The organism is Corynebacterium sp. HMSC08C04 (assembly GCF_001807495.1).
GTDB classification, from domain to species: domain Bacteria; phylum Actinomycetota; class Actinomycetes; order Mycobacteriales; family Mycobacteriaceae; genus Corynebacterium; species Corynebacterium simulans.
Genome location: NZ_KV789192.1, coordinates 42,879 through 68,201 on the forward strand (window position 1 = coordinate 42,879; position 25,323 = coordinate 68,201).

Below are 25,323 nucleotides of genomic sequence, written 5' to 3' on the forward strand. Positions count from 1 at the left end.
CACAACTAGAAGCGATAGGCTGGCGGCAGTTTTTCATCAATAGCGCTGTTGGCTACCCAGAACTCGGCGTAGTTATAGGGCATGTAGTGCGTGCCCATGCCTGGATGCCAATCCTGCTCGCCTAGTTGCGGCGGAACTGAGCGCTGTTGATTGAGTTCGCCGTGGGCATAAAGCCGCTCGGGCAGCGCGCCGATGATGGGCCGGTAGTCGGCGAGAAGGCGCGCGAACTGCGCCGAGAAATCCGCGCGAGAAAGATCCTTTTCCAAGATCTCAATGCGCTCGAGAAGGGCGCTGATCGCGCTCGTCGCCGGAAGGTCTCCGCTTTTTGCCACTGCAGAAGCTTTCTGCATATCTGCTTTCAACCATGCCAACTCAGTTGACCGCGTGAGTTTTTCGCCCTTAGCCATGCGCTGGAGATCATCCAGCTGCGCCTTCGCAGTGCTGAGTCGGCGCAACTGGCGGTAACCCTGCGTAATCGACCTGCTGTGTTGGAAAAGTAGGGAAGTGCTAGCCGAAGGATCCATCGAATCCAGTGCCACAATATTCGGCTTTACCCGGCGATAGTCAGCCTTGATCTGTTCCCATTGAGCCTTGAAGGCTTCGTTAATCAGCGGGGTATTAAGTCCCGCGACGATTTTGTCGCCCTCGATGATGAACTTTGTGGCAGCCGGGAGGGTACCACGGTTGAAATCCAGCTGTTCGAGGAGTCGACGGGCGGTTACCCTGCGCGAATACAGAAATGAAGCCACGAGCATCGTGACCGCCAGCACTGATATCGCGATGAAGATGCTCCAGCCCGGAAGCCCCGTGGTCGATTCGCGGGAGATAGAGGGATCGCCCGCAGCCTTGGCCGCTAAAAGCAGGCCGACGGTGTAGTTGCCGCCGCGCACCGGCGCTTCCATCTGGTCCAGAATACCGTCCAGGCGCCCCGGCTTCTCGATGGAAATCGCCTCGCACACATCATTACTGCAACGGGCAGTCGATGACATTGGATCCAAACCAACGCCGATGAGCAGCGTTCCTTCCCTAAGGCTGCGTCCATCCGTGTTCAGCAGGCCGCGGGCGTTGTCTCGCAGGTATTCCAATGCATCAGTCGATACATCCTTGTGGTTGTGCTCATAGGTGAAGTACAGAATCCGGCTTACCTCAGGAGGTAGGTCGAGTGCCTCCGATTCCTGGCGCAGAGCTGATTCATCCGAGGGCGAAAGCAGATTACCTTCATCAAAAATCTCCACCGTGGGCGTAGCGGCGTGTGCCGTTGCTGGCAGCGTCACCAGCAAGAAAGCTACGGCAAGTAGCTGGAAAAGATATTTCATTAGATAAATAGAGTCCGCTCTTAAAGAGATAGAGAATGCGAGCGCATTTATGGCTCTTTAGGCTCGGATTAATCGTAGTGCTCACGGCCGGGTTGTGTTAAATATGCGTCACTGCAGCCCTGAATCCGTGTGGGAGCGAGGTTATCGGCCACAAACCACTAGGCTGTTTGACTGAATATTGTCATAAAACCGTTTGGAGAATCGAAGTAATCGTGACTGCCAACAATCCCTCCGCCAGCGCCGCTGGCAGCGAAACCCACGTTTTCGAACCTGTTCAGCGAATCTTGCTGCCCAAGCGCGGCGAGCCTTTTGACGTCCGGATGCTCTATCTCATCGAGTCCGAGCAAAACCGCGAGCGCCTGAGCTGGACCAACCGCACTGCGGTGACGATTCCAGCGGGTGAAGAAGCTTCTTTCGAGACCTACTTCAACGCTTTCCCTGCCTCCTACTGGCGCCGCTGGTCCCAGCTGAAGTCCATCGTGCTCTCCCTCGAGCTCGAAGGCCAAGCCAACGTCTCCATTTACCGCTCCAAACAGGACGGTCAGCGCATCTCCGTGGCCAACCACCTGGTCGGCAGCGGTCACCACGACTTCGAACTGCCGCTGAAGAACTTCGAAGACGGCGGCTGGCTGTGGTTCGACATCACCGCAGAGAAGGAAACCGTCCTTTCTAATGCGGCATGGTGTGCACCGCACGCCCCACAGGCACAGATCCTGCCCGATGGCACCGAACTGCCGGCTTCGGAAAAGCGCGTTGCCGTGGGAATTCCTACCTTCAACCGCCCAACCGACGCCGTCGCAGCTCTGCAGGCTCTCGCCGAGGACCCAGTGGTTGACGGCATCATCGACTACGTCCTTATGCCGGACCAGGGCAACCAGCACCCAGCAGACGAGCCAGGCTACGAGCAGGCCGTCGAGCACTTCGGCCCGCGCTTCCGCGAGTTCCGGCAGGGCAACCTGGGCGGCTCCGGCGGCTACTCCCGCATCATGTACGAAGCGTTGGAGAACACCGATTCCCCGTTCATCCTCTACATGGATGATGACATCGCCATCGAGCCTGACTCCATCCTGCGCGCAGTTCAGGCCGCGCGATACGCCGCAAAGCCGATCATCGTTGGTGGACAGATGCTGAACCTGCAGGAGCGCTCCCAGCTGCGCACCACTGGCGAGCAGGTCAACAAGCACGACTTCATGTGGGGCGGGGCACCGCACGCGGTCTACGACCACGACTTCGCCAAGTACCCATTGCGCGCTATTGGCGACGCCCAGTCGCACCTCGACCCACGCAAGTACGACTCCCGTGCTCTGCATCGCCGCGTCGACGTCGAATACAACGGCTGGTGGATGTGCCTGTTCCCACGCGTAGTTGCCGAGTCCAACGGCCAGCCGCTGCCGCTGTTTATCAAGTGGGACGACACCGAGTACTCCCTGCGTGCCCAGCGCGCCGGCTTCCCAACCGTGACTTGGCCAGGCGCTGCCATCTGGCACATGGCCTGGGCAGACAAGGATGACGCCATCGATTGGCAGGCGTACTTCCACCTGCGCAACCGTCTCATCGTCGCTGCGATGTACTACGACGGCGACGTCAAGGGCATTACGAAGTCCATCTTCAAGTCCACCCTCAAGCACATGATGTGCATGGAATACTCCACCATGGCCATCCAGATTGAGGCCATGAAGGACTTCCTCGCCGGCCCGGATCACCTCTTCGACATCCTGGAATCCTCCCTGCCGCGCATCGCGGAAATCCGCAAGAATTACTCCGATGCCGTCATCATCGAGTCTGCCGACCAACTGCCGGCTCCGACCGGCGCGCCGGGCGTACCGACCCGCAACATCGGCGGCCGCCTCGGCAAGGTCAAGAAGCTGCCATGGCTGCTGAAGTCCGCAAAGCACCTGGTCACCAAGGAAGACCGCGCGCACTACGAGGCGCCGCAGCTCAACCTCACCCCAGACGAGGCGCGCTGGTTCACCCTGTCCCGCGTGGACTCCGCAACAGTTTCCACCGCAGGTGGCACCGGCGTGGCCTTCCGCAAACGCGACCGCGATCTGGCCACCGACCTCGTCAAGCAGACCCGCGGCCTGCTCAAGGAGATCGAGGAGAACTTCGACGATCTGAAGGCGCAGTATCGCGCCGCGATGCCGGAGCTGACCTCCCGCGAATCCTGGAAGAAGGTATTCGATGCCCAGTAAGCTTTCTGTAGCTGAATCACACGTTCTGGAAAGCATCCAGAACGCAGCTTTCGACGTTCCTGGAGTTGTACCTGCCGCCCGCGGCCTTAGCCACTTGGGTGAGCATGCCCTGGGCTGGATGGGCACTTCCGCTCTCATGTACGCGGTCAATCGCGCGGACAAAGCGAAGGCTCGCCAGTGGGCATACGTCGGCGCGAGTGCTTTTACTGCCCATGCGGCCAGCGTTGTGTTAAAGCGCATCGTTCGCCGCAAGCGTCCCGATTACCCGTACGTGCGTGTGGGCGTGGCAACGCCGTCTAAGCTGTCGTTTCCTTCTTCCCACTCGACGTCGACAACCGCGTTCCTCGTCGCCGTCGCACATCTTTTGTCCACCCCAGCGCCGCTTGTCGGCGTGCCCGTGATGATGGCTTCGCGCATGGTGCTCGGAGTGCATTATCCAACGGATACCGCGGTTGGAGCTGCGATCGGCGCAGTCACCGCAGAGGCATTAACCCGCTACGAAAGGAAGACCGCGTGAGCGATTCCCACCACGACGACGGTACGCAGCGCGTGTTCCACTCTGAACCGCATACCGCAGGCATCGACACTGGCCGCAAGCGTAAGCCGCCGAAGAACCTCGCCGACGGAATGGTAAAGGCCCTCCGCCCAAAGCAGTGGGTCAAAAATGTCCTCGTCCTCGCTGCTCCAGCAGCAGCGGGTGCGGACGCACTGTTCCATTCGCGCGTGCTTCTCGACGTCCTCCTTGCCTTCATCGTCTTCTGCATGGGCGCGTCCTCGATTTACCTCATCAATGACGCACGCGACGTCGAAGCTGACCGCGCGCACCCGACCAAGCGTTTCCGCCCGATTGCCGCTGGCGTCCTACCAGTTGGCCTGGCCTACACCATGGCGGCAGTGCTCATCGTTGGCTCCATTGCTTTGTCCTTCCTGGCCACCGCTGGCCCACAGCTGGCAATCGTGATGGCTGTGTACATCGCTTTGCAGCTGGGCTACTGCTTTGGCTGGAAGCACATGCCGGTTATCGACATCGCGCTGGTTTCCTCTGGCTTCATGCTGCGCACAATGGCCGGTGGCGTTGCCGCGGGCATCGTCTTGTCGCAGTGGTTCCTGTTGGTTGCGGCATTCGGCTCGCTGTTTATGGCTTCCGGTAAGCGCTACTCGGAGATTCTTCTTGCGGAGCGCACCGGCGCCAAGATTCGCAAGTCCCTCGAGGGCTACACGCCGACCTACCTACGCTTCGTCTGGACCCTTGCGGCTACCGCTTTGGTCATGTCCTACTCGCTGTGGGGCTTCCAGCTTTCCAACGCCGCCGATGGCCCAGCTGGCGTCTGGTACCAGGTTTCGATGGTTCCGTTTACCATCGCTGTGCTGCGCTATGCCGCTGACGTCGACCGCGGCAATGGCGGCGCTCCCGACGAAATCGCCCTGGAAGACCGAGCACTGCAAGTCCTTGCGCTCGCGTGGCTGGCCTGCATCGCTATGGCGGTCTACATCATGCCGATGCTGTAGAGAACAGGGTTCTCTGCAGGGGCAGGGCGCTCTACAGGAACGGAATATGACACCATAAAGAATGTATTCTGGCAGCACAAAGCTAGGAATATAACCAAATAAGATGGGTAATGTTAAACTTTTACCCCGTGAATAACACTAATAACAAGAATCTGGTCCGGCTCAGCGCCGCGGCATCGGTGATTGTTATTGGTGTTTTTTCTTTTTGGGGTGGCTTCGTACGCCGCTGGATTTCCGACGATGGCCTCATCGTCCTGCGCACCGTACGCAACCTCGAAGCCGGAAATGGCCCCGTGTTCAACATGGGCGAGCGCGTCGAGGCTAACACTTCCACGCTCTGGCAGTACCTGATTCTGCTGCTGCGCTGGATCACTGGCGCCGACCTCGCAGGCATTGCCATCTACTTAGGGCTTTTCTTTGCTGTCTGTGCGATGGCGCTCGGCGCATTTGCCACCGCTGGTCTTGTTTCGCGGGGCAAGAGCGCAACCCTCGTCGCTCCTGCCGGCGCACTGGTCTACCTCGCGTTGCCACCAGCTCGCGACTTTTTCACCTCCGGCCTCGAATGGGGCCTAGCCATCTTCTATCTGGCCGTGCTGTGGTGGATGCTGCTGAAGTGGGCTCGGGGCGTCGACAAGCATGCGGCGAATGCCAGCGACTCCATGCCATATTGGCTGGCTGTCTGGGCTGGTCTGTCCTGGCTCGTGCGCCCAGAGCTCGCTCTCTATGGCGGGCTGGTTGGTGTGCTGCTGCTGGCTGCCCACCGTAATTGGAAAGCATGGCTCGGCATTCTCGCTGCGGCGCTGCCTTTGCCGCTGGGCTACCAGATTTTCCGCATGGGCTACTACGGCCTACTTACCCCGCACACTGCGGTGGCGAAGTCCGCATCCGGCGCAGTGTGGAGCCACGGCTTTAACTATTTGGGCGACTTCGCTCTGCCTTATGCGCTCTACGTACCGCTCATTGTCCTCGCTGCGTGGGCGCTGTGGAGCCTGCGTCGTGAACTGCGTCCCAGTGGGTTTCGTACTCCGGCCACCGCAGCCTACCTTTTGCTCGCGGCCGGTCTTTTGCATCTGATTTATGTCCTGCGCGTCGGCGGTGACTTCATGCATGGCCGAATGCTTTTGTTGCCGCTTTTCGCTTTGCTGTTGCCGGTCTTCGTCCTCCCGTTGCGTTCGATTCTTGGGGGTCTAACCGCTGCTATCTGCGCAGTCTGGGCATGCGTGATTGTTCTGCGTGGGCATTCCGTTGACTGGGATGATTTTTCTGGCCCGCTCAACATCGTCGACGAGCGTGAGTTCTGGACGCATGCCACCAAGCGCCAAACCGGCCACCCGCCGCGCTCGCTGGAAGACTTCGGCCACATGCGCTTTATTGAGCACTACAAAGAGGGCATGGATGAGCTCGAAGCTGGCGACGCCCTTGCCGTTCTTTATGCCAAGAAGGGTGAGGAGGATGCCTATGGCTGGATGGGCATCGAACGAGACCCCAGCATTGATGAATTACCCACGGTCTACTTCATCAACATGGGCATGACTTCTATGTACGCACCGCTCGAGGTGCGCGTGCTCGATGACATCGGCTTGGCGACGCCGCTCGCCGCCCGCCAACCACGCATCGCCGACGGCCGCATTGGTCACGACAAGAGCCTGCCGACATATTGGCAGGCGGCGCAGACCGCGGTGGATATCGACGAGCTGCCGTCCTGGTACGACAAGGAAGAAACCCGGAAGGCACGCAAGGCGCTGCAGACAGAGGACTTCCAGAAGCTGTTTGCCACCTACAAAGATCCGCTTGATGCGAAGAGATTTTTCGAAAACATCAAATTCGCGCTAACCGACGGCCGCACCCTGACTTTTTCTGAAGATCCTGACGATTACCTTGGGAAATGATAGGGATTTAATCTCCGTTACGGCGTGGCAGCTTCCCTAAACTGCCCTGCGCCTACTCAGTTAACGTGGTTCTGGATGGAACTTTCCTGGCTAAGTGGGTTAAGCTGCTAGAGATTCCTCGTTATATTTCTGTGACGTTAACGTTTCCAGATGTGGCGACGATATGTGTCAGTAGCACTAAATTTTTCTATCTAGCTCTTGTTGAGAAGTACATAAAGGAGAGACATGACTTCACTGAGTTCGGGTCTCAAGGCGCGTGTTCTCACAGTCGTGATGGCCGTTGCGGTCGCGCTTGGACTCGCTGTTGCTGCCGGTAGCCAGGAAGCGTCCGCTGCAAACCGCGACTTTTTGCGTGCCGATGCCACGGGCACCTGTGACTGGGATGCCGTCGGTTGGTGGGTGCAGCGCTGTGACGTTTGGTCCCCAGCAATGGGCCGCAACATTCCGGTGCAGATTCAGCCGGCTAAGAACGGCGGCAACGCTGGTCTGTACTTGCTCGATGGCCTGCGCGCGACGAACCGCACCAACGCTTGGGTCAACGACGTAAATGCTGCCCGCACCTACGAGCCGCACAACATCACCCTCGTAATGCCGGTTGGCGGAGAAGCCTCCTTCTACGCTGACTGGGAGGGCCCGGCTACCTACAACGCTGTTTCCCCGATTAACTACAAGTGGGAAACCTTCCTGACCTCCGAGCTCCCAGGCTACCTGGAGCGCAACTTCGGCGTTGCTCGTAACAACAACTCTATTGCTGGTCTGTCCATGGGCGGCACCGCAGCCATCACCCTGGCCGGCAAGCACCCAGGCCAGTTCCGCCAGGTTCTGTCCTACTCTGGTTACCTGACCACCACCTTGCCAGGTGCACAGACCTTCATGCGTCTCGCGCTTCTCGACGCCGGCGGATTCAACATCAACGCAATGTACGGTTCTCTGGTTAGCCCGCGCCGTTTCGAGAACGATCCGTTCCGCGTCATGGGCGGTCTGCGCAACACTGACGTCTACATCTCTGCAGCTTCCGGTATCCCAGGCGCAGGCGATGCAGGTTACTTGCCGCAGCATCAGCTGTCTGGCGCCGTTTTGGAGATGTTCGCTGGTGCGACCACCCGCATCTGGGAGGCTAAGGCTCGTGCAACTGGTCTGCGCGTGACTTCCAACTACCCAATGCAGGGCCTACACAACTGGGCACAGTTTGGCTACCAGCTGGAGCGCTCTAAGCCACAGGTTCTCAATGTGATGAACGCTTGGTAAGCATCTAGGGAATTCGTTAGGAATCGCTCCGGCGAATTGTCCTAGATGGGTTCTTAACCGGCCGCAGGTTTTCCTGCGGCCGGTTTTGTGTTTTGGGCGTGTTCCTCTATGAAAAGTCTCAAGTTCAACTTAAACTTGAGCACACAATAGACAGCACTTCGCGGCCTAGATGAGGAAAGTCCGGAGGAGGGGAACCTTCGGAAACCACGCCTAGTCCGCTACCTCGACATTAAAACCTCGACTTCATACAAGGACTCATCTATGCGTAAAAATGCGTCTGCATCCAGCCTGCGCTCTCCAGGTTCCCCGACCAAGGCTCGTAAGGGTCTGGCCATCGCAGCTTTGCCTACTGCTGTAGCGGTGGGCCTGTCTCTCCTGCCGAATGCAACGGCTCAGTCCTCCCTTGGTTCTTTGACACAGAACCTGGGTAGCTCCAACCTATCCGATGCTTTCGCTCCTGGCACCCCGCCGGAGCGTACTCCGATTCAGACCGAGTACCCAGAGGTTGAGGGTCTTCCGGAAGGCGTCGATATTTCCCGCGTGGAATACCTGACCAACCGCAACCTGCGCGTCTACATCAAGTCCGCAGCGATGCCGGACAAGGAGCAGGTTGTCCAGATCCAGCTTGCTCGTGACTGGTACTCCAGCCCGGATAAGAAGTTCCCAGAGGTATGGGCACTCGACGGCCTGCGCGCACGCGATGACGAGTCCGGCTGGACCATCGAGACCGACATCGAGACTCAGTTCGCTGAGCGCAACGTCAACCTCATCATGCCGGTGGGCGGCGAGTCCTCTTTCTACTCTGACTGGCAGAAGCCGGACAATGGCCGCAACTACAAGTGGGAGACCTTCCTGACTAGGGAGCTCGTCCCGATTCTCGATAAGGCTTATCGTTCCAACCAGAAGCGCGCCGTTACCGGCATCTCCATGGGCGGTACCGCGGCTATGAACTTGGCGGAGCGAAACCCGCACCTGTTCCAGTTCGTTGGTTCCTTCTCTGGCTACCTGGACACCACCACGCAGGGCATGCCTGAGGCTATCGCCGCAGCCCAGATGGACGCCGGCGGATACACCTCTACCAACATGTGGGGTCCGCACTACTCTCAGGATTGGATCGACCATGATCCGAAGCTGGGCATCGAAGCACTCAAGGACATGAAGGTCTACGTCTCCGCCGGCTCCGGTAAGGACGACTACGGCAATCTGAGCTCCGTGGCAAAGGGCCCTGCAAATGCTGCTGGCGTTGGCCTCGAGGTCATCTCCCGTATGTCTACCCAGACCTTCGTCGATTACGCGAAGCGCGCCGGTGTGCCAGTTGTTTCCCGCTTCCGCCCATCTGGCGTTCACAGCTGGGAATACTGGCAGTTCGAAATGCGCGAGGCTTGGCCAGTCATGGCCGACGCCCTCGGCATCGCTAAGGAAGACCGCGGCGCAGATTGCACCCCGGTTGGAGCTATCGCAGAGGCAACCAAGTCCGGCATCCTAGGCTCCTGCCTGAACAATGAGTACGACGTCGCCGGCGGTAAGGCCGAGGATTTCCAGGCGGGTACCGCTTACTGGTCCCCAGAGACTGGTGCACACGCCATCTTCGGTCGCATCGGCGCACGTTACGCAGAAAGCGGCGGCCCGACCTCCTGGCTGGGCTTCCCAACCACCGGCGAGACCAAGACCCCAGACGGCAAGGGTCGCTTCGTTCACTTCCAGCACGGCTCCATCTACTGGACCGCAGAAACCGGCGCTTGGGCTATTCCAGGTGACATGGTTGAGGCATGGGGCAAGAATGGCTTCGAAGGCGGCGACCTGAAGTACCCAACCGGCCCAGTCACTAAGGTCGGCGAGGGCTTCGCACAGGACTTCCAGAATGGCGTTCTGACCCGTAACCCGGATGAGTCCCACTCCATCGTCCACGGTGCCATCGGTGCCAAGTACAAGGAGCTGGGCGGCCCGTCCTCCCCGCTGGGCTTCCCGAAGGGTGGCGAAAAGCCAATTAAGGGCGGCTTCTTCCAAGAATTCGAGCACGGCAACATCTACTGGTCCGCTGAATCCGGTGCGCACTACATTCTGTACGGCGCAATCATGGACGAGTGGGGCAAGCGCGGTTTCGAGCAGGGCGAGTTCGGCTGGCCAACCAGTGACTACAACCAGATCGCAGCCGGCGGCATCTCCCAGACATTCCAGCACGGTGAGATCCGCGAAATCATGGGCAGCGTTCAGGCGGAAAAGAAGTAATCATGCGTACCTCCTTCCGGGTTCCTGTAATGTGCGCAGCCTTCATGGCTGCTGCACTCGGCATAAGCGCCTGTGGTTCCGCAACGGTTGAAAGCGAGAATTCTCCCGAGCAGACGAAAGTCGCCCCGCTCGAGCGTTCTCCGCAGCCTGCAAGTGCTTCTGAAAGCGCCTCTGAAGCTAGCTCGCAGTCGGCGGATTCTTCGGACGAAAAGTCCTCTTCAGAATCCAGCGCTGCTTCGGCAAGCGATGAGCCTGAAGACCGTGGCGCCCGGGAAATCTCCGCTATCCCTTCGCCTAGCCGGACTCAGGGACCTGAGCAAGATTTCCTAGCTGCAGTTCAGAAAGCTGGAGTAAAAACAGAAGGTGCAGAAGATCAAATCATCGGTGCAGGCCAAGCTGCGTGCAACGAAGGCGATGCCGTAACCATCCCCGCTGTTGCAGGTCAGCTCATCGAGCAGGGCCGCGCACCTTTGTCACATGAGGAGCTAACCGCTGTCCTCACGGACCAAGCGCGCGGCACCCTGTGTGCTAAATAAGGTAGAAATTTATGCGAAAAACACTCACGGTTGTTGCCGTCCTCGTCGTATTAGCTGTCATCGGCGCGGGAGCGGTTCACTTCTTAAACGCCAACAAGGCAGGAGAATCCAACAACCTGAGTGAGCCGGTGCCCACCGAGCAGGGCGGGGGAGTCGAGGCCCCTGCCCAGCCGGATTGGTGCCCGCGCTTCGAAGTGATTTCTGCCCCTGGCACTTGGGAATCCAAGGCCGATGATGACCCCATCAACCCGACCGCCAACCCCAAGTCCTTCATGCTTTCCATCAGCAACCCGCTGAAGGAGGCCTACGTTCCTGAAGACGTAAAGGTCTGGACGCTGCCTTATACCGCGCAGTTTAAAAACATCAACGCTCAACAGGAGATGAGCTACGACGAATCCCGTGATGAGGGTACCTCTCGCCTCGAGGGCGAGCTGACCACCATGCACGAGAACTGCCCAGCCACCAAGTTCATCATCGCCGGTTTCTCTCAGGGTGCTGTCATTGCGGGCGACGTCGCAGACCGCATCGGTGGTGGCAATGGCCCAATCCCAGCCGAGGCTGTTTCGGGCGTTGCGTTGGTGGCAGATGGGCGTCGCCAAGCAGGCGTAGGCCAGAACCCCGGTGTGCCCGTTGCTGGTGTCGGTGCAGAGATTGCTCTGCAGCCGGTTGGCATGCTCATCCAAGGCATCGTTCCTGGAGCATCCATGCGCGGGCCGCGTGCAAATGGCTTCGGCTCCTTGGCAGATCGCACCTTCCAGATTTGTGCACCTGATGACTCTATCTGTGATGCCCCACTCGATGGCCCAAACGGCCTTGAGCGCGCACGCGGGCTCATTGAAGCAAACGGTGTGCACGCGATGTATGCCACCAACCCGAACGTGATTCCGGGCACGACTGCCAATCAATGGGTCGTCGGCTGGGCGCGGGAAATTATCGACCGCACCTAACTCCGTTCAAACTTAAAACGGTCATGTTATGTAACGCTGTGCGTCTCCGAGATGATATTTTTAATGTCAAAAGTAAACAATCTAAGCCCAAAAGGAGATTAGATGGACCTCCAAGCATTGATTGGCCAGTTCTTTGACGGGAATGGTCGCATTGTTCTGCCGCCTCACTTGACCCTGCCGGGGCTTTGTGAGTACGTCTTTGAAATGGAACAACAATCAGGAGTTCCTGATCGCCCGGTTTTGCGCCAGTGGCTCTTTGATGATGACCCAGCTGGTGCTCCGCGCGATTTCACCCGCTCAGAGGTAAACAAGCGAATCAAGGTTGTGGCCGCGCGCCTGCAGCAGGTCGGCGCAGTAGGGGACCGCGTGGCTATTCTTGCCGGAAACTCTCCTGAGTATCTGTTTGGCTTTATGGGCGCGATGTATGCGGGAATGACGCCGCTGCCACTCTATGATCCGAACGAGCCGGGGCACTCCGAGCACCTGCGCGCAGTCTTTGGTGATTCGAATCCTTCGATTGTTCTGACCAACAATGTTTCTGCAGCCGCAGTTCGCCGCTACTTCGCAGACTTGCCGTCGGCGCAGCGCCCACGCGTGATTTCCATCGATTCTCTGCCGGATTCGCTCGCGGCTTCGTGGAAGAATCCAGTTGAGCAAGGCGCCGGTGAGGGCGCAGCAGCGCCCGTCGACGCTCCCGCTTTCCTCCAGTACACCTCCGGCTCTACCCGCACTCCAGCGGGCGTGTTGCTGACTAACCGCTCGATTTTGACGAACGTACTGCAGATTTTTGCTGCGGTACACATTAAGATGCCGCCGCGCATCGTTTCCTGGCTGCCGTTGCATCACGATATGGGCATTATTTTGGCTTCTTTCGCCACCATTTTGGGCTTGAACTTCGAGATGATGACACCGCGTGACTTTGTGCAGCAGCCGAAGCGTTGGGTACGCCAGATTAGCCGCCAGCCAGGCGATGAGAACTTCGCAGGAATCTATGCCGTGGTTCCGAGCTTTGCTCTGGAGCTAGCTGCTCGTTATGGCGCACCGGTTGCGGGTGAGGATATTGATCTATCGCATATCGATGGCATTATCATCGGCTCCGAACCTGTAACAGAGACTGCAGTTGATAACTTCTGGGAGGTCTTTAGCAAGTACGGTCTCAAGCGCGAGGCTATGCGTCCTTCCTATGGTTTGGCAGAGGCAGCGTTGATGGTGGCTACTCCGCAGGAAGGCGAGCGCCCGCTCATCACGCACTTCAACCGTGAGCAGTTGACGGCAGGCAAGGCCGTTGTGGAGGACAAGTCCGAGCAGACGGTGGCTTTTGCATCAAATGGTCAGGGCATGCCTGCTCAGTATCTGACGATCGTGGACCCAGAAACCAAGGCTGAGCTTGCCGACGCCCAGATCGGCGAGCTGTGGCTGCACGGGGACAACATGGCAGCCGGTTACCTAGGCCGCGAGGACGAGACAGCTTCTACTTTCCGGAATACTTTGGCCACGCGCCTGCCGGAGGGTTCCCGCGTTGTTGGGGCGCCGGAAGATGACAAGTGGATGGCCACGGGCGACCTTGCCACCATCGTGGATGGTCACCTCTACATCACGGGCCGTTTGAAGGACTTGATCGTGGTTGCGGGACGAAACCACTACCCGCAAGATATCGAGGCGACCGTCCAGGAGGCCTCGGCGCATGTGCGACCAGATTCCATCGCTGCCTTCTCTGTGGAAGGTGGCAGTACCGAGCAGCTAGTGCTGCTGATCGAACGTGCTGATGATGCAGATTCTGCAGGCGATGAAGCAGCGACTGAGGTTATTCGTACCGCCGTCTCGAAGGCACACGGTATTACACCGGAGGTCATTCGCTGGTTTAGCGCGCATGAAATCAATCGCACTTCTTCTGGGAAGATTGCACGCCGTGTAGCGAAGAAGCACTTCCTCGCGAGCTAACGCGGCGCTTTTAGCTTTCTCACCTCTGCTGTATTGCACTGCCATATAGCAGAGGTGAGTTGTTATCGTGACAGAAGTTAACAAAATGAGACAATAAAGCGATAAAGATTGCATGCATGCGGCAACCAGTGCTGTGCAGAATTGTGCGGAAACTCCCCATTTATAGAAAGCTAATTTAGATGACTGTTGAAGAACTACGAGGCTGGCTACGCAATTGGGTCGCGCAAACCACCGGCCTATCCGCTGAGGAAATTACTGATAGCAAGCCTCTAGAAAACTTCGGGTTGTCCTCCCGCGATGCAGTGGTTCTCTCCGGTGAACTGGAGAACCTACTCGGGATGAAGTTAGAACCGACTGTCGCTTATGAATACCCGACTATTGCACAGCTCGCTGACCGTCTGGTCAACGGTGTAGCATCCTCGAGCAACTCCGCGGCCGATTCCAGCAGCGGTACCGCCTCCTCGCGCAATGCCGGCATCATTGGCGGCGATATCGCGATTATCGGTGAAGCTGGCCGTTTCCCCGGCGCGCAGAACGTCAAAGAGTTCTGGGACATGTTGGTCGAAGGCCGTGCCGGAACCGGCCCGCTACCTATGGGCCGCTGGTCGGAGTACGCCGCAGAGCCGACGGTCTCGGAAAAGATCGCTAACCAGAACACCGATGGCGGTTACCTCGAAGACATTGCTAGCTTCGATGCGGAGTTCTTTGGGCTTTCTCCCCTCGAAGCCGCGAACATGGATCCTCAGCAGCGCATTCTTCTCGAACTAGCTTGGGAAGCGCTCGAGGACGCAGGGCTTCCAGCCAACCAGCTGCGCGGCACTGCAACGGGCGTGTACATGGGCTCGACTAACAATGACTACGGCATGCTCATCGTCGCTGACCCTGCAGAGATGCACCCTTATGCCATGACCGGCACCTCTTCTGCAGTGGTGGCCAACCGCATCTCCTACGCACTGGACCTGCGTGGCCCTTCCATCAACGTGGACACTGCATGCTCCTCCTCGCTGGTCGCTGTTAGCCAAGCCGTCAATGACCTGCGCACAGGTGCCTCTGACGTAGCTTTGGCCGGCGGCGTTAATATCCTCGCAGCTCCGCATGCCTCGACTGGTTTTAGCGAACTTGGAGTTATCTCCCCGACCAGCGCTATCCACGCTTTCTCCGACGACGCCGACGGTATCGTCCGCTCTGATGCCGCCGGCGTTTTGGTGCTCAAGCGTCTCGCCGATGCCGAGCGCGATGGTGATAACATCCTCGCCGTCATCAAGGGCACTGCCGTTAACTCCGACGGCCACTCCAACGGACTAACCGCCCCGAACCCAGACGCGCAGGTTGACGTCCTTGAGCGCGCCTACGCCGACGCTGGTATTGACCCGCAGCTAGTCGACTACGTCGAAGCCCACGGCACCGGCACCATCCTCGGAGACCCAATCGAGGCCACCGCCCTTGGCCGTGTTCTCGGTTCCGGGCGCGAAACGGCAGCGCCGATGCTTCTCGGTTCTGCGAAGTCGAACATCGGTCACTCTGAATCCGCTGCTGGCGTAGTTGGCCTCATTAAGGTCATCGAGTCGATGCGCCACGGTGTCATCCCGCCAAGCATCAATTTCTCCGCCCCAAACCGCTACATCGATTTCGACAACGAGCACCTCGAAGTCGTTGAGGATCCCCGCGAGTGGCCGGAATACTCGGGCCAGAAGGTCGCCGGTGTCTCAGGCTTCGGCTTCGGTGGAACCAACGCGCACGTCGTCCTCACCGACTACCGCGGCCTGACTGCCGAGACCGCAGCGCAGGTCAACATCGACGAGGGCGCTCCAGTCTCCCTGCCGATTTCCGGTCTTCTGCCATCCCGTCGCGCGGCTGCTGCAGGCCAGATCGCTGACTACATCGAGCAAGAACATCCTGACCTGCTTTCTCTCGCGCGCACGCTTGCGCGCCGAAACCATGCACGCTCCCGTGCAGTGGTGACGGGCGTCAGTGAAGAAGACGTCGTCAAGCGTTTGCGTCAGGTAGCCGACGGCAAGGTCTCCATGGGAATCGCCTCTGCAGATTCCCCGTCTGTACCAGGCCCTGTCTTTATCTACTCCGGCTTCGGTTCCCAGCACCGCAAGATGGTTAAGGATGTGCTCGAGATTTCTCCAGCGTTTAAGGAACGCTTGGAAGAACTCGACCGAATCGTCGAATTCGAGTCCGGGTGGTCCATCCTTGACATCGTTGCCGACGACGCCCAAACCTATAACACTGAAACCGCCCAGGTAGCGATTACCGCAATCCAGATTGCTTTGACGGACCTTCTTGCATCCTTCGGCGTTCGTCCGGCGGGTGTTATCGGTATGTCCATGGGCGAAATCGCCGCTGCCTACGCTTCCGGCGGTATCACTGCAGAAGACGCCATGCTTATCGCCGCTCACCGTTCCCGCTTGATGGGCGAAGGTGAAAACTCGCTCGGTGAGGAAGAACAAGGCGCAATGGCTGTCGTTGAGCTGACTTCTGCCGAGATCGAAGCTCTTGACGGCAACATTGAACCTGCCGTCTACACCGGCCCTGGTATGACAACTGTTGGCGGTCCGCGCCCTGAGGTCCTCGCTTTGGTGGAAAAGCTGGATGCAGAAGGAAAGTTCGCACGCGCTCTTAACGTGAAAGGTGCAGGACATACCTCGGCTGTGGACCCAATTCTGGGCGAGTTGTATGCAGATATCGCTGGTATCGAACCACGGCCGCTGCACACGACGCTGTACAGCTCTGTTGATCGCGGTGAAATCTACCGCCCAGGTGCCCTTGTCCACGATGAGGATTACTGGATTCGTATGACTCGCCAGCCGGTCATGCTGCAGGATGCTACGGAAGCTGCTTTTGCCTCTGGACATACGCAGATTGTGGAAATATCACCGAACCCAATTGCGTTGATGGGGCTAATGTCGACTGCCTTTGCAGTTGGTAAGTCTGACGCACAGTTGCTGTTTAGCTTGAAGCGGAAAGTTGATCCGACGGAGTCTTTGTTAGACCTTCTGGCGAAGCTGTATGTGGCTGGTGCGCCGGTGGACTACACCGCGGTCTTTGGTTCGGGCGCGCTTGTCGACGCCCCTCACACCCAGTTCAAGCGCCAGCGCTTCTGGACGAATGCCCGTCCTTCTTCTGGCATCTCTGGTTTGCCAGGTGCGCGAGTTAACCTGCCGGAGGGCAAGGTTGCGTTCTCGACGAATGCAGACCAAGCTCCTTCTGCTCTGGCAATTTTGGAGGCTGCTGCTGAGGCGGTTACTCCGGGGGCACAGATTGTGGCTTCGGAGGAGCACGGTGACTTGCCACCGCAGGGTGAGGTAACCACTGTGGTGTCGAAGTCATTGGGCGGCCTGTCGATTGCGGTTTACTTTGTGAACGGTCCGGCTACGCAGCTGGTTGCAGAGGGTTTCGCTTCCGCATTGAACTTGGCTGAAACCGGCATTCCGGGTGTGGCTGCGATTGCCGAACCTGCCGCACCGAGTGCACCGGCATCCTTTACTGACGTCAGCGACGTAGAAGCTGTGCGTTGGGACCCATCGAAGGAGACGGTGGAGGAGCGGCTTTCGCTGATCGTCTCTGAGTCAATGGGCTACGACGTTTCTGACCTGCCGCGTGAGTTGCCGCTGATCGACCTAGGCCTGGACTCGTTGATGGGCATGCGTATTAAGAATCGCGTGGAAAATGACTTCCAGATTCCACCGATGCAGGTGCAAGCGCTTCGCGACGCCTCTCTCGCCGATGTCATCACCATGGTCGAGGATGCCGTCGCCGGTAAGTCTGTTGCTGGTGCTGCCGAGACCAGCGCTGCGGAGGTTGGCGCTGTAGAAGCCGACGCTGAAAAGGACGGCGTCGACAAGCACGATGCAGAAAACAGCGCTGAAGGCGTGGGTGTTGCCCCTCGTGATGCCTCTGAGCGCATGGTCTTTGGCACCTGGGCAACCTTTACCGGCAAGGCAGCAGCGGGCGTGACCTCTCAGCTTCCGCAGATTGATGAATCTGTAGCGGCGGATATCGCGCAGCGCCTGAGCGAGCGTGCTGGCATTGAAGTCACAACTCAGCAAGTCCTCGATGCCGAGACCCTCGAACCTTTGGCGGACCTTGTTCGCGAGGGGCTGGAGACCGAAGTCGAAGGCAACATCCGCGTTCTCCGCGAAGCCGAGGGACCCGCTGTCTTTATGTTCCACCCTGCCGGCGGAACGACGGTTGTCTACCAACCACTGGCGCGTCGTCTGCCAAGTGATGTCGCAGTCTACGGCGTCGAAAGGATCGAAGGCTCCTTGGAGGAGCGCGCTACTGCCTATATCGATGACATCATCAAGTACGCCCGCGGCCGCAAGGTAGTTCTCGGCGGCTGGTCCTTCGGTGGTGCTTTAGCCTATGAGGTTGCCTACCAGCTAGCGGACCGCACAAAGCGCGGTGAGGAAAGCGCAGAGGTTGCTTTCATCGCGTTGCTCGATACCACTCAGCCTTCAGATCCTGCTCCGGATACTCTCGAGGAGACTAAGGCGCGGTGGGGTCGTTACGCTGCCTTCGCAAAGAAAACTTATGGCCTAGACTTCGAGCCGCCATACGAGATGCTCGAGACCATGGGCGAGGATGCCTTGATGACCATGCTCGCAGAGTTCCTGTCTAACACCGATGCATCTGAGCACGGCTTGGCTGCTGGTGTCTTGGAGCATCAGCGCGCGTCCTTCGTGGACAATCAGATTCTGGGCAAGTTGGATATGCAGCGTTGGGCTGATGTTGACGTCCCGGTGATTTTGTTCCGCTCGGAGCGCATGCATGAAGGTGCCATTGAACTCGAACCGCGGTATGCCGAGATTAACCCGGATGGTGGCTGGGGCGCTATCGTTGAGGATCTGGAAATCGTGCAGCTGCAGGGCGATCACCTAGCAGTTCCTGATGAGCCGGCTATCGGTATCGTGGGCAAGCACATCAATGATTGGATCGAGGAGAAGATTCGGTAGTGACTACTACTGCTCATAAGCTGGAAGACCTGCGCCAGCGCCTGGAGCGCGCGCAGGACCCAGGCAGCGAGCGCTCCCGCAAGCGCCGCGATGACGCCGGCCGCTCAACCCCGCGTCAGCGTATTAATGCGCTGCTCGACGAAGGTTCTTTCGTTGAAACGGGTGCCTTGGCAAAGACCCCGGGTGACCCGGACGCGATTTACTCGGACGGCGTTGTCACCGGTTATGGCCGCGTGAATGGCCGCCCAGTGTGCATCTATGCGCACGATAAGACGGTTTATGGCGGCTCGGTTGGCGTTATCTTCGGTAAGAAGGTTACCGAGATTATGGACATGGCCATCAAGATCGGCTGCCCAGTAATTGGTATTCAGGACTCCGGTGGCGCGCGTATTCAGGATGCAGTGACTTCGCTGGCGATGTATTCGGAAATTGCGCGTCGCCAGCTGCCACTTAGTGGTCGTAGCCCGCAGATTTCCATCATGATGGGTAAGTCTGCTGGCGGTGCTGTGTACGCCCCGGTTACTACTGACTTCGTTATCGCAGTCGATGGTGAGGCCGAGATGTATGTGACCGGCCCTAACGTCATCAAGGAGGTCACGGGTGAGGAGATTACTTCCCATGACCTTGGTTCTGCGCGCCAGCAGGAGCTAAACGGAAACGTTAGCGCTGTGGTTGCCTCGGAAGACGATGCTTTCGATTTGGTACGAGACTTGCTGGACCATCTGCCGCTGACTTGTTTCGATGAGGCGCCGGAGTTTGCAGCTCCCGAGGATTCGGAGCTCGAAGATCCAGAGCTCAATGAGTTCATGCCTGACGACACAAACGCGGGCTATGACATGTTGGAGCTTTTGGCACAGCTTGGTGATGACGAAGAAATCATCGAGCTACAAGAAAACTACGCGCCGAACATGATTACCGCCTTTGGCCGAATTGATGGCAAGGCTGTCGGTTTTGTTGCCAATAACCCGATGCATCTGGCCGGTTGTATCGATGCCGATGCTGCGGATAAGGGCGCGCGCTTTATCCGTATTTGCGATGCTTATAACATTCCGCTCGTCTTCGTCGTTGATACTCCGGGCTACCTGCCGGGCGTTGAGCAGGAAAAGGCGGGGCTTATCCACCGCGGTGCAAAGTTCGCCTTTGCGGTCGTGGAAGCAACGGTGCCGAAGGTTTCGCTGATTGTGCGAAAGGCTTATGGCGGCGCTTATGCGGTTATGGGTTCAAAGAACCTGACCGGTGATATTAACCTGGCCTGGCCGACCGCGCAGATCGCTGTGATGGGCTCTGCGGCCGCAGTTGTGATGATTGCAGGCAAGCAGTTGGAAGCCGCCGAAACGCCGGAAGCGCGCGCCATGACAAAGAAAATGTTTATGGACTTCTACGACGAAACCATGACTGCTCCATACGTGGCGGCGGAGCGTGGATATCTCGATGCAATGGTGGAGCCGAGCCAGTCGCGTTTGGCATTGCGTCAGGCATTGCGCCAGCTGGCCACGAAGACCGAAAGTGACTTGCCTAAGAAGCACACCATCGCGCCGATGTAACGCCCTAAAGGGGAGCGGACGATAAAGGTGGATGAAACGACCTCAGAAATGAAGGAGAAAGTAAATGTTGCTGTCTAGCGCACTCGATATTGTCGGTGAAATCATCAACTACGTCGTTATGATTTTCAACTATGGCGCAGCAATGTCCAGCTAAGAACTTTTGCCAGAAGCCTTTCTGGCAGCCGAAAGCAGTCTTCCCACAGGGCAACTTGTGGGAAGACTCTTTTTGTATAGCGGGGTTTATATTGCAGGGCTGGGAACTACGACTGGTCTGCCACCGCCGGGAGGCAACCAACATATTCGACCTCTCAAGCGGGCCATTCTTCCGCGGCCGGTGGGTTTATCGGGTGAATCATCGTTGATGGCGTTGTGGTAGTGGCATAACGGAACCAAATTGTCGATGTTTGTCATTCCGCCGTCTTCCCATCTATCCAGGTGATGGAATTGGCATTCGTTGGCTGGGCGCCGGCAGCCCAGCCATGCGCAGGTGGGATGCTCAGCCGCCAACATGGTGCGCTGTTTTGCCGACGCAAAACGCCGCGTGCGGTACAAGTTAACCGGGCCAATTTCTGGATGAACGAGGGTAACGAAGCCGATGTCTGCGAAACGCTTCTGGATGAACTCTGCGCCGCTTAGCGTTCCGCCATCTGTGGCCAGAAGCTGGATATCGTCGCCGTCACCGCGGGCGATTTTATCTAGCTGTTCCAAGCGCACAATCACGTGCGCATGCAGCTGTGGCGAGCTGGAGCCAGCGCCGCTAAATACTTGGCGGACTGCTCCGAGCAAGTCGAGGCCGGCTGCAGCTTCTTCAGCCGCAGTTGCGGCGGCAGTGGGGTCTTTAGCAGTGGCTTTGATGGTGCCGAATAAATCAGCAATAGCGCGCGGGGAGTCAGTAATGACGAGACTGTGCGGGCCATTATCGCGCCGTAGCACCTTTACCCCGCGGGCAACCTGCGGTGGCTTCCTTAGCTCTTTCAGGCGGGCGACAGCCACCTTGGCAATATCGCGCTCCCTGGTGGCACACAGTTCTTCTCGTAGGCGCCAAGCTTTGCGCTTATCCCTAACGCGGCCGACGTACTTTTCAATCTCTCGCAGCGATTCCAAAGAGTGCGAAGTATTTCGCGCTGCGCGCTGCATGGCGCTGAAAGCAGTCTTTCCAAAATAGATTTCATGCAAGGACAACAAGGACTGCGCAAAAGACTCGGTGGCGCCCATCGCCACCAACTCGCTGCGGTTGTGGCCCGCACATAACGAGACCACGTGCATACCGCGCGCAAGTACCCCGAGTAAGTCCCCCAACTTCATGCCCAAACCATAAACGGCGTGGGGTGGCCCCGCAACTGGAACTAGTGGCGGCGGGAAGCGAGTGCGGCGATACCGCGCCAGCCGAAGAAGAACAGTGCCGACATCGTGGTTGCAACGATAAGGAAGCTGTAGTGCGGAAGGCGGCCGTTCACCAGCATCCATAGAGCCATTCCGCCAATTACAGCAGAAAGCCAAACTACGAGGCCTTCCTTCCAACGACCACCGATTTTTGCAGCGAGGATGATAACCCATCCGAGAAGAGCGCCGACGGTCCACGGCCAGAATGCATCAACCCAGCTACTGAAGGAGAGCCCTCCATGCGCAATGCGGGCGAGAACTGCGAAGATGGCGAGGGCGATGATGTCGATAATCGGTGCTGTGCGCATGAGTGTTTAAGTGTCCTTTCGATTCAGCGCTTGGTAGGTCAGCCCCTTGCTGGCGTAATGCACAAAGTAGATGACCCAGCCAATGATAGTGACCAGAGCAAAGGAAATAAGGCGGTAGATAATCGCTGCGGAGGTGGCATGTGCGGCAGTCAGGCCCGTAGCCACCAGCGGCGCAATGAGGGCGGCCTCCACCGTTCCAAGACCGCCCGGCGTAACCTGCGCCGAGCCCGCCAGCTTTGCGGCGAGGAAAGCGAGGGCGATGCCGGCCATCGTTGTGTGGTCTTCAGCAGCGCGTAGCCAAGGAATTTCTCCAGTAATGGCCCACACGCTGGCCCACAAAGCGAGCATGTCGCACAGGCGGTGCAAGAGCGAGGAGATACAAATGACCGCAAACGGGCCGCGGCTCAAGTGCACCTCGTCAAGGTTGTTTACTTCCTTGCGGACGCGCGCTAGCTTCGCACCCTTGAGAACTCGCTGGTGGTTTAGCCAGCGCTGAATGGTTGCCGGGTGGGATGTAATCCAGAAGATAGCGCCCATTGCCGCCAGCATCAGGACGATGGTGGTCAGCAACGACCCCAATGCCATATCCGCGTTCAAGAAAAACACACCGGCGACGCCGATGAGAGCCAGGAACATCGAGGAAATGATCGATGACAGGAACAGGAAATAGCTGCACAATGCCACCGATGCGCCCCACCCGCGCTGTACCTGGAATGTCAGGATCGCAGCGAAGGCCGGTCCTGCGGGAAGGGTGGTGGACCAGGAATTGGAGGCCAGCGTAATTGCATAAGTTTCCCGCAGCGGGACCTCAATCTTGCCGGCCTTGATGAGCAGACGCATGACCTCTGCCATGCCGGCAATAGACCCGAATGCGAAGAGTACAACCAGCACGACTGGTAGCGGCTCCGCATGCCGAAGGCGTGTTAGGCCCTCGGCGATAAAACTCAGGTGGCCACGAAAGAACCATCCGAGTGCGATCAGGATGAGCAGCGAAACAATCCAGGTTAACCAGTTCTTCTTCATCGCTCTCCCGTGCGCTTATCGGCTTGGAGGCGCTGCATGAGCTCGCTGAATGGGATGAGGGAAGAGTCTTCCGCGAGGGAACGGCCACTGCGCTCGGGGCCTTCGTCCTCGTCTTTAGATGGCATCGCGGCAGCGGTTGGTTGGGCAGCAGACGGTGCAGAGACCGAAGCTGGCTGGCTGGAAGCTGGGGCGGGTTCGCGGCCGTGACCCAACTTGTCGTAAGCGCGATGGATGAAGCGGGGCGCCCACCAGTTGTCTTCCCGCAGCAAGTGCATGACGGCGGGGACGAGCAGTATGCGGACGATGGTGGCGTCGATAAGCAGTGCAAAAATCATGCCGAAAGCGATGTATTTCATCATCACGATGTCGGAAAAGCCGAAAGCGCCTGCCACTACAATCATGATGAGAGCCGCAGCCGTAATAATGCCACCGGTGTGCGCAGTGCCGATGGCGATGGCTTCATCTGTATCGGCACCGTCCGTACGACGCCTTGCCTCCACCATGCGGGAGACTAGAAAGACCTCGTAATCGGTGGAAAGACCGAAGACGATGGCAATGATAAGCACCAGAATTGGACTCATCAGCGGGCCGGCAGTAAAGCTCAAAGCGCTCGCTCCCAAGCCGTCGACGAACATCAGGGTCAAAATGCCGAGCGTTGCGCCGAGGGAGAGCAGCGTCATCAAAATGGCCTTAATCGGCAAGATGAAAGAGCCGAAAACTAGAGACATCAGCACGAATGTTGCCAGGACGACGTAGAGTGCCATCCACGGCAGCTTGTGGAAGAGGGCATCCAAAGACTCAACCTCCATGGCCGGAGTGCCTCCCACATAGAGCTCAACGCCCTCCGGTGCTTCCACCTGCTCGAGTTCGTGGACGATACGGGCGTAGTCATCACGATCCTTGATACCCGCAGCAAGGACGGTGGTGCCGTCCTTCGTTGGAGTAACAGGGCCCATCGGCTTGGTGAGGCCTTCGAGCTGGCGTACTTGCATGACGACGTCGACAAGCTGCTGATTGGTGGCGTTAGTTACCACTAGCTTTACCGGTTCAGTGCGGAAGGACGGGAACTGCTCGTTGAACTCGTCCTGAGCCATGCGGGTTTCATGTTGTGGCGGCAGGTAGGTCTCGTTGATGCCACCGAACTTAACGCCAAGAACCGGCAAGGTAAGGGCAATGAGCAGGCCGCAGATGGCCACGGTCATGAGCTTGGCATGGCGCATGGCCCAACGAGGAAGCTTGTACCACACTGTGTCTTCTAAACGGCGGGCTTTTCGAGAAGTCTTGCGCACGGAGAACTTGTCGATGCGCTTGCCCAGCAGGCCGAAAAGCGCCGGCAAGACGGTCACAGACAACAGCGCTGCTAGGCCTACTGCAGAAATCGAGCCATAAGCCACGGACTTCAGGAAGGCCTGCGGGAATAGGAAAAGACCAGACAACGCCACGGTCACCATGCCCGCGGAAAAGACCACGGTTTGGCCGGCTGTGGCGGTAGTGGTGGCAACGGCATCGGGGGTCGAGCGGCCTTTATCCAGCTCCTCGCGGAAGCGAGAGACCATGAACAAGCCGTAGTCGATAGCAAGGCCCAAACCGAGCAGCGTTACGACGGCCTGGGCAAAGACGTTGACCTGCTGGAAGCCAGCGAGCACAGACAAAATACCCAGCGAGCCCAAGATAGAAAGGCCACCTACAACAAGCGGCATGCAGGCAGCGACAACCGAGCCGAAGACAATCAGCAGTAGGAGACCAACCAAAGGAAGGGCTGCTTTTTCAGCGCGGGAGATGTCGTGCGCCATGCCCTCATCGAGGCTGTCAGCGACGGCAGTAGCGCCAGCGACTTTGACCGGGATGTCGGTGGCGGTGAGGTCGCTTTCAATCGCGCGGAAGTCCTTCAGCGTCTGTTCGCCGTCGCCTTTGAGACTGATAGCGGCAAAGGCAGTGCTGTGGTCACGATTGACCAAGTTTGGGTTCTTGGTATCAAAGTAGCTGGTGATGCCATCGATTTCCTGCGGGTGCTGTTCTTTTAGCGTTGCGAGGTGGTCCTTTGCTGCGGCAAAGTTCTGATCGGGATCAGAAAACAGCAGGATGACGTCGCCGGAGTTATCGCGCCCGAAGGTTTCCTGTTCGATGCGGGCTGCGCTTGTCGACGCCGCGCCGGGATCCTCCCAGCCTTCCTGGCTCATGCGCTCGCCTAAGCGAGTACCGAAGCCGATGAAAAGCAGCAGGATGATGCCAACAATGACGAGCGGGACGACTTTGCGATGCGCATAGGAAAAGCGGCCCCAAGCGTAGAACATGGT

Annotated in this window: 16 protein-coding genes; 11 read left to right on the plus strand and 5 right to left on the minus strand. The window is 58.3% G+C overall.

Features of this window, described 5'->3' with window-relative positions; translation table 11 throughout:
- Positions 1-5 precede the first annotated feature (5 nt).
- Positions 6-1,316: a hypothetical protein gene (locus tag HMPREF3169_RS00650; protein WP_070455320.1), complete on the minus strand. Its 1,311-nt coding sequence runs from the start codon at positions 1,314-1,316 to the stop codon at positions 6-8.
- 212 nt (positions 1,317-1,528) lie between these two features.
- Here HMPREF3169_RS00650 and HMPREF3169_RS00655 point away from each other — a divergent pair, with 212 nt between their 5' ends.
- The 11 genes from HMPREF3169_RS00655 (at position 1,529) to HMPREF3169_RS00705 (ending at position 20,312) form a co-directional block, all read left to right on the plus strand.
- Positions 1,529-3,508, plus strand: a complete 1,980-nt coding sequence (locus HMPREF3169_RS00655; protein ID WP_070455323.1) for a glycosyltransferase — start codon at positions 1,529-1,531, stop codon at positions 3,506-3,508.
- Positions 3,498-4,025: a phosphatase PAP2 family protein gene (locus HMPREF3169_RS00660; protein ID WP_070455325.1), complete on the plus strand. Its 528-nt coding sequence runs from the start codon at positions 3,498-3,500 to the stop codon at positions 4,023-4,025. Before HMPREF3169_RS00655 ends, HMPREF3169_RS00660 begins: the two co-directional genes overlap by 11 nt.
- Positions 4,022-5,017, plus strand: coding sequence for a decaprenyl-phosphate phosphoribosyltransferase (locus tag HMPREF3169_RS00665; RefSeq protein WP_070455327.1), 996 nt, complete (start codon positions 4,022-4,024; stop codon positions 5,015-5,017). The genes HMPREF3169_RS00660 and HMPREF3169_RS00665 overlap by 4 nt, the downstream gene beginning before the upstream one ends.
- A 110-nt stretch (positions 5,018-5,127) precedes the next feature.
- Positions 5,128-6,906, plus strand: coding sequence for an arabinofuranosyltransferase AftB family protein (zomB, locus tag HMPREF3169_RS00670; protein WP_070455329.1), 1,779 nt, complete (start codon positions 5,128-5,130; stop codon positions 6,904-6,906).
- Positions 6,907-7,131: 225 nt separating this feature from the next.
- Positions 7,132-8,154 carry an alpha/beta hydrolase gene (locus HMPREF3169_RS00675; protein WP_070455331.1) on the plus strand — a complete coding sequence of 341 codons (1,023 nt, stop codon included), beginning with the start codon at positions 7,132-7,134 and terminating at the stop codon, positions 8,152-8,154.
- A 261-nt stretch (positions 8,155-8,415) separates the two neighbouring features.
- Complete coding sequence (locus tag HMPREF3169_RS00680; RefSeq protein WP_070455333.1) at positions 8,416-10,383, plus strand: alpha/beta hydrolase-fold protein; 1,968 nt, start codon at positions 8,416-8,418, stop codon at positions 10,381-10,383.
- A 2-nt stretch (positions 10,384-10,385) separates the two neighbouring features.
- The gene (locus HMPREF3169_RS00685) at positions 10,386-10,919 is read left to right on the plus strand and encodes a DUF732 domain-containing protein (RefSeq protein WP_070455335.1); all 534 of its coding nucleotides are present in this window, start codon (positions 10,386-10,388) and stop codon (positions 10,917-10,919) included.
- A gap of 11 nt (positions 10,920-10,930) precedes the next feature.
- On the plus strand, positions 10,931-11,866 hold the full coding sequence (locus HMPREF3169_RS00690; protein WP_061925032.1) for a cutinase family protein: 936 nt from the start codon (positions 10,931-10,933) through the stop codon (positions 11,864-11,866).
- A 102-nt stretch (positions 11,867-11,968) separates the two neighbouring features.
- The gene (locus tag HMPREF3169_RS00695; protein WP_070455340.1) at positions 11,969-13,807 is read left to right on the plus strand and encodes a FadD32-like long-chain-fatty-acid--AMP ligase; all 1,839 of its coding nucleotides are present in this window, start codon (positions 11,969-11,971) and stop codon (positions 13,805-13,807) included.
- A gap of 179 nt (positions 13,808-13,986) precedes the next feature.
- Entirely contained in the window at positions 13,987-18,768 is a 4,782-nt protein-coding gene (locus HMPREF3169_RS00700; protein WP_070455342.1) for a type I polyketide synthase, read from the plus strand.
- On the plus strand, positions 18,768-20,312 hold the full coding sequence (locus HMPREF3169_RS00705) for an acyl-CoA carboxylase subunit beta (RefSeq protein WP_070455345.1): 1,545 nt from the start codon (positions 18,768-18,770) through the stop codon (positions 20,310-20,312). Before HMPREF3169_RS00700 ends, HMPREF3169_RS00705 begins: the two co-directional genes overlap by 1 nt.
- Positions 20,313-20,552: 240 nt before the next feature.
- On the opposite strand, the gene HMPREF3169_RS00710 is transcribed toward HMPREF3169_RS00705, so the two are convergent.
- The 4 genes from HMPREF3169_RS00710 to HMPREF3169_RS00725 are packed head-to-tail and all read right to left on the minus strand — an operon-like array spanning position 20,553 to position 25,320.
- Positions 20,553-21,617: an HNH endonuclease signature motif containing protein gene (locus tag HMPREF3169_RS00710; RefSeq protein ID WP_061925021.1), complete on the minus strand. Its 1,065-nt coding sequence runs from the start codon at positions 21,615-21,617 to the stop codon at positions 20,553-20,555.
- Positions 21,618-21,658: 41 nt separating this feature from the next.
- Positions 21,659-22,003 carry a DUF3054 domain-containing protein gene (locus HMPREF3169_RS00715; protein ID WP_061925014.1) on the minus strand — a complete coding sequence of 115 codons (345 nt, stop codon included), beginning with the start codon at positions 22,001-22,003 and terminating at the stop codon, positions 21,659-21,661.
- A gap of 6 nt (positions 22,004-22,009) precedes the next feature.
- Complete coding sequence (locus tag HMPREF3169_RS00720; protein WP_062043141.1) at positions 22,010-23,026, minus strand: lysylphosphatidylglycerol synthase transmembrane domain-containing protein; 1,017 nt, start codon at positions 23,024-23,026, stop codon at positions 22,010-22,012.
- On the minus strand, positions 23,023-25,320 hold the full coding sequence (locus HMPREF3169_RS00725) for an MMPL family transporter (protein WP_070455347.1): 2,298 nt from the start codon (positions 25,318-25,320) through the stop codon (positions 23,023-23,025). The genes HMPREF3169_RS00720 and HMPREF3169_RS00725 overlap by 4 nt, the downstream gene beginning before the upstream one ends.
- Positions 25,321-25,323: the final 3 nt, after the last annotated feature.

Bases quoted from the DNA above. Each gene is read 5' to 3' on its own strand.
- HMPREF3169_RS00700 (WP_070455342.1), top strand. From the start codon at position 13,987: ATGACTGTTGAAGAACTACGAGGCTGGCTACGCAATTGGGTCGCGCAA.
- HMPREF3169_RS00650 (WP_070455320.1), bottom strand. From the start codon at position 1,316: ATGAAATATCTTTTCCAGCTACTTGCCGTAGCTTTCTTGCTGGTGACG.
- HMPREF3169_RS00715 (WP_061925014.1), bottom strand. From the start codon at position 22,003: ATGCGCACAGCACCGATTATCGACATCATCGCCCTCGCCATCTTCGCA.
- HMPREF3169_RS00725 (WP_070455347.1), bottom strand. From the start codon at position 25,320: ATGTTCTACGCTTGGGGCCGCTTTTCCTATGCGCATCGCAAAGTCGTC.
- HMPREF3169_RS00690 (WP_061925032.1), top strand. From the start codon at position 10,931: ATGCGAAAAACACTCACGGTTGTTGCCGTCCTCGTCGTATTAGCTGTC.
- HMPREF3169_RS00695 (WP_070455340.1), top strand. From the start codon at position 11,969: ATGGACCTCCAAGCATTGATTGGCCAGTTCTTTGACGGGAATGGTCGC.
- HMPREF3169_RS00685 (WP_070455335.1), top strand. From the start codon at position 10,386: ATGCGTACCTCCTTCCGGGTTCCTGTAATGTGCGCAGCCTTCATGGCT.
- HMPREF3169_RS00710 (WP_061925021.1), bottom strand. From the start codon at position 21,617: ATGAAGTTGGGGGACTTACTCGGGGTACTTGCGCGCGGTATGCACGTG.
- HMPREF3169_RS00660 (WP_070455325.1), top strand. From the start codon at position 3,498: ATGCCCAGTAAGCTTTCTGTAGCTGAATCACACGTTCTGGAAAGCATC.
- HMPREF3169_RS00680 (WP_070455333.1), top strand. From the start codon at position 8,416: ATGCGTAAAAATGCGTCTGCATCCAGCCTGCGCTCTCCAGGTTCCCCG.
- HMPREF3169_RS00675 (WP_070455331.1), top strand. From the start codon at position 7,132: ATGACTTCACTGAGTTCGGGTCTCAAGGCGCGTGTTCTCACAGTCGTG.
- zomB (WP_070455329.1), top strand. From the start codon at position 5,128: ATGTTAAACTTTTACCCCGTGAATAACACTAATAACAAGAATCTGGTC.
- HMPREF3169_RS00720 (WP_062043141.1), bottom strand. From the start codon at position 23,026: ATGAAGAAGAACTGGTTAACCTGGATTGTTTCGCTGCTCATCCTGATC.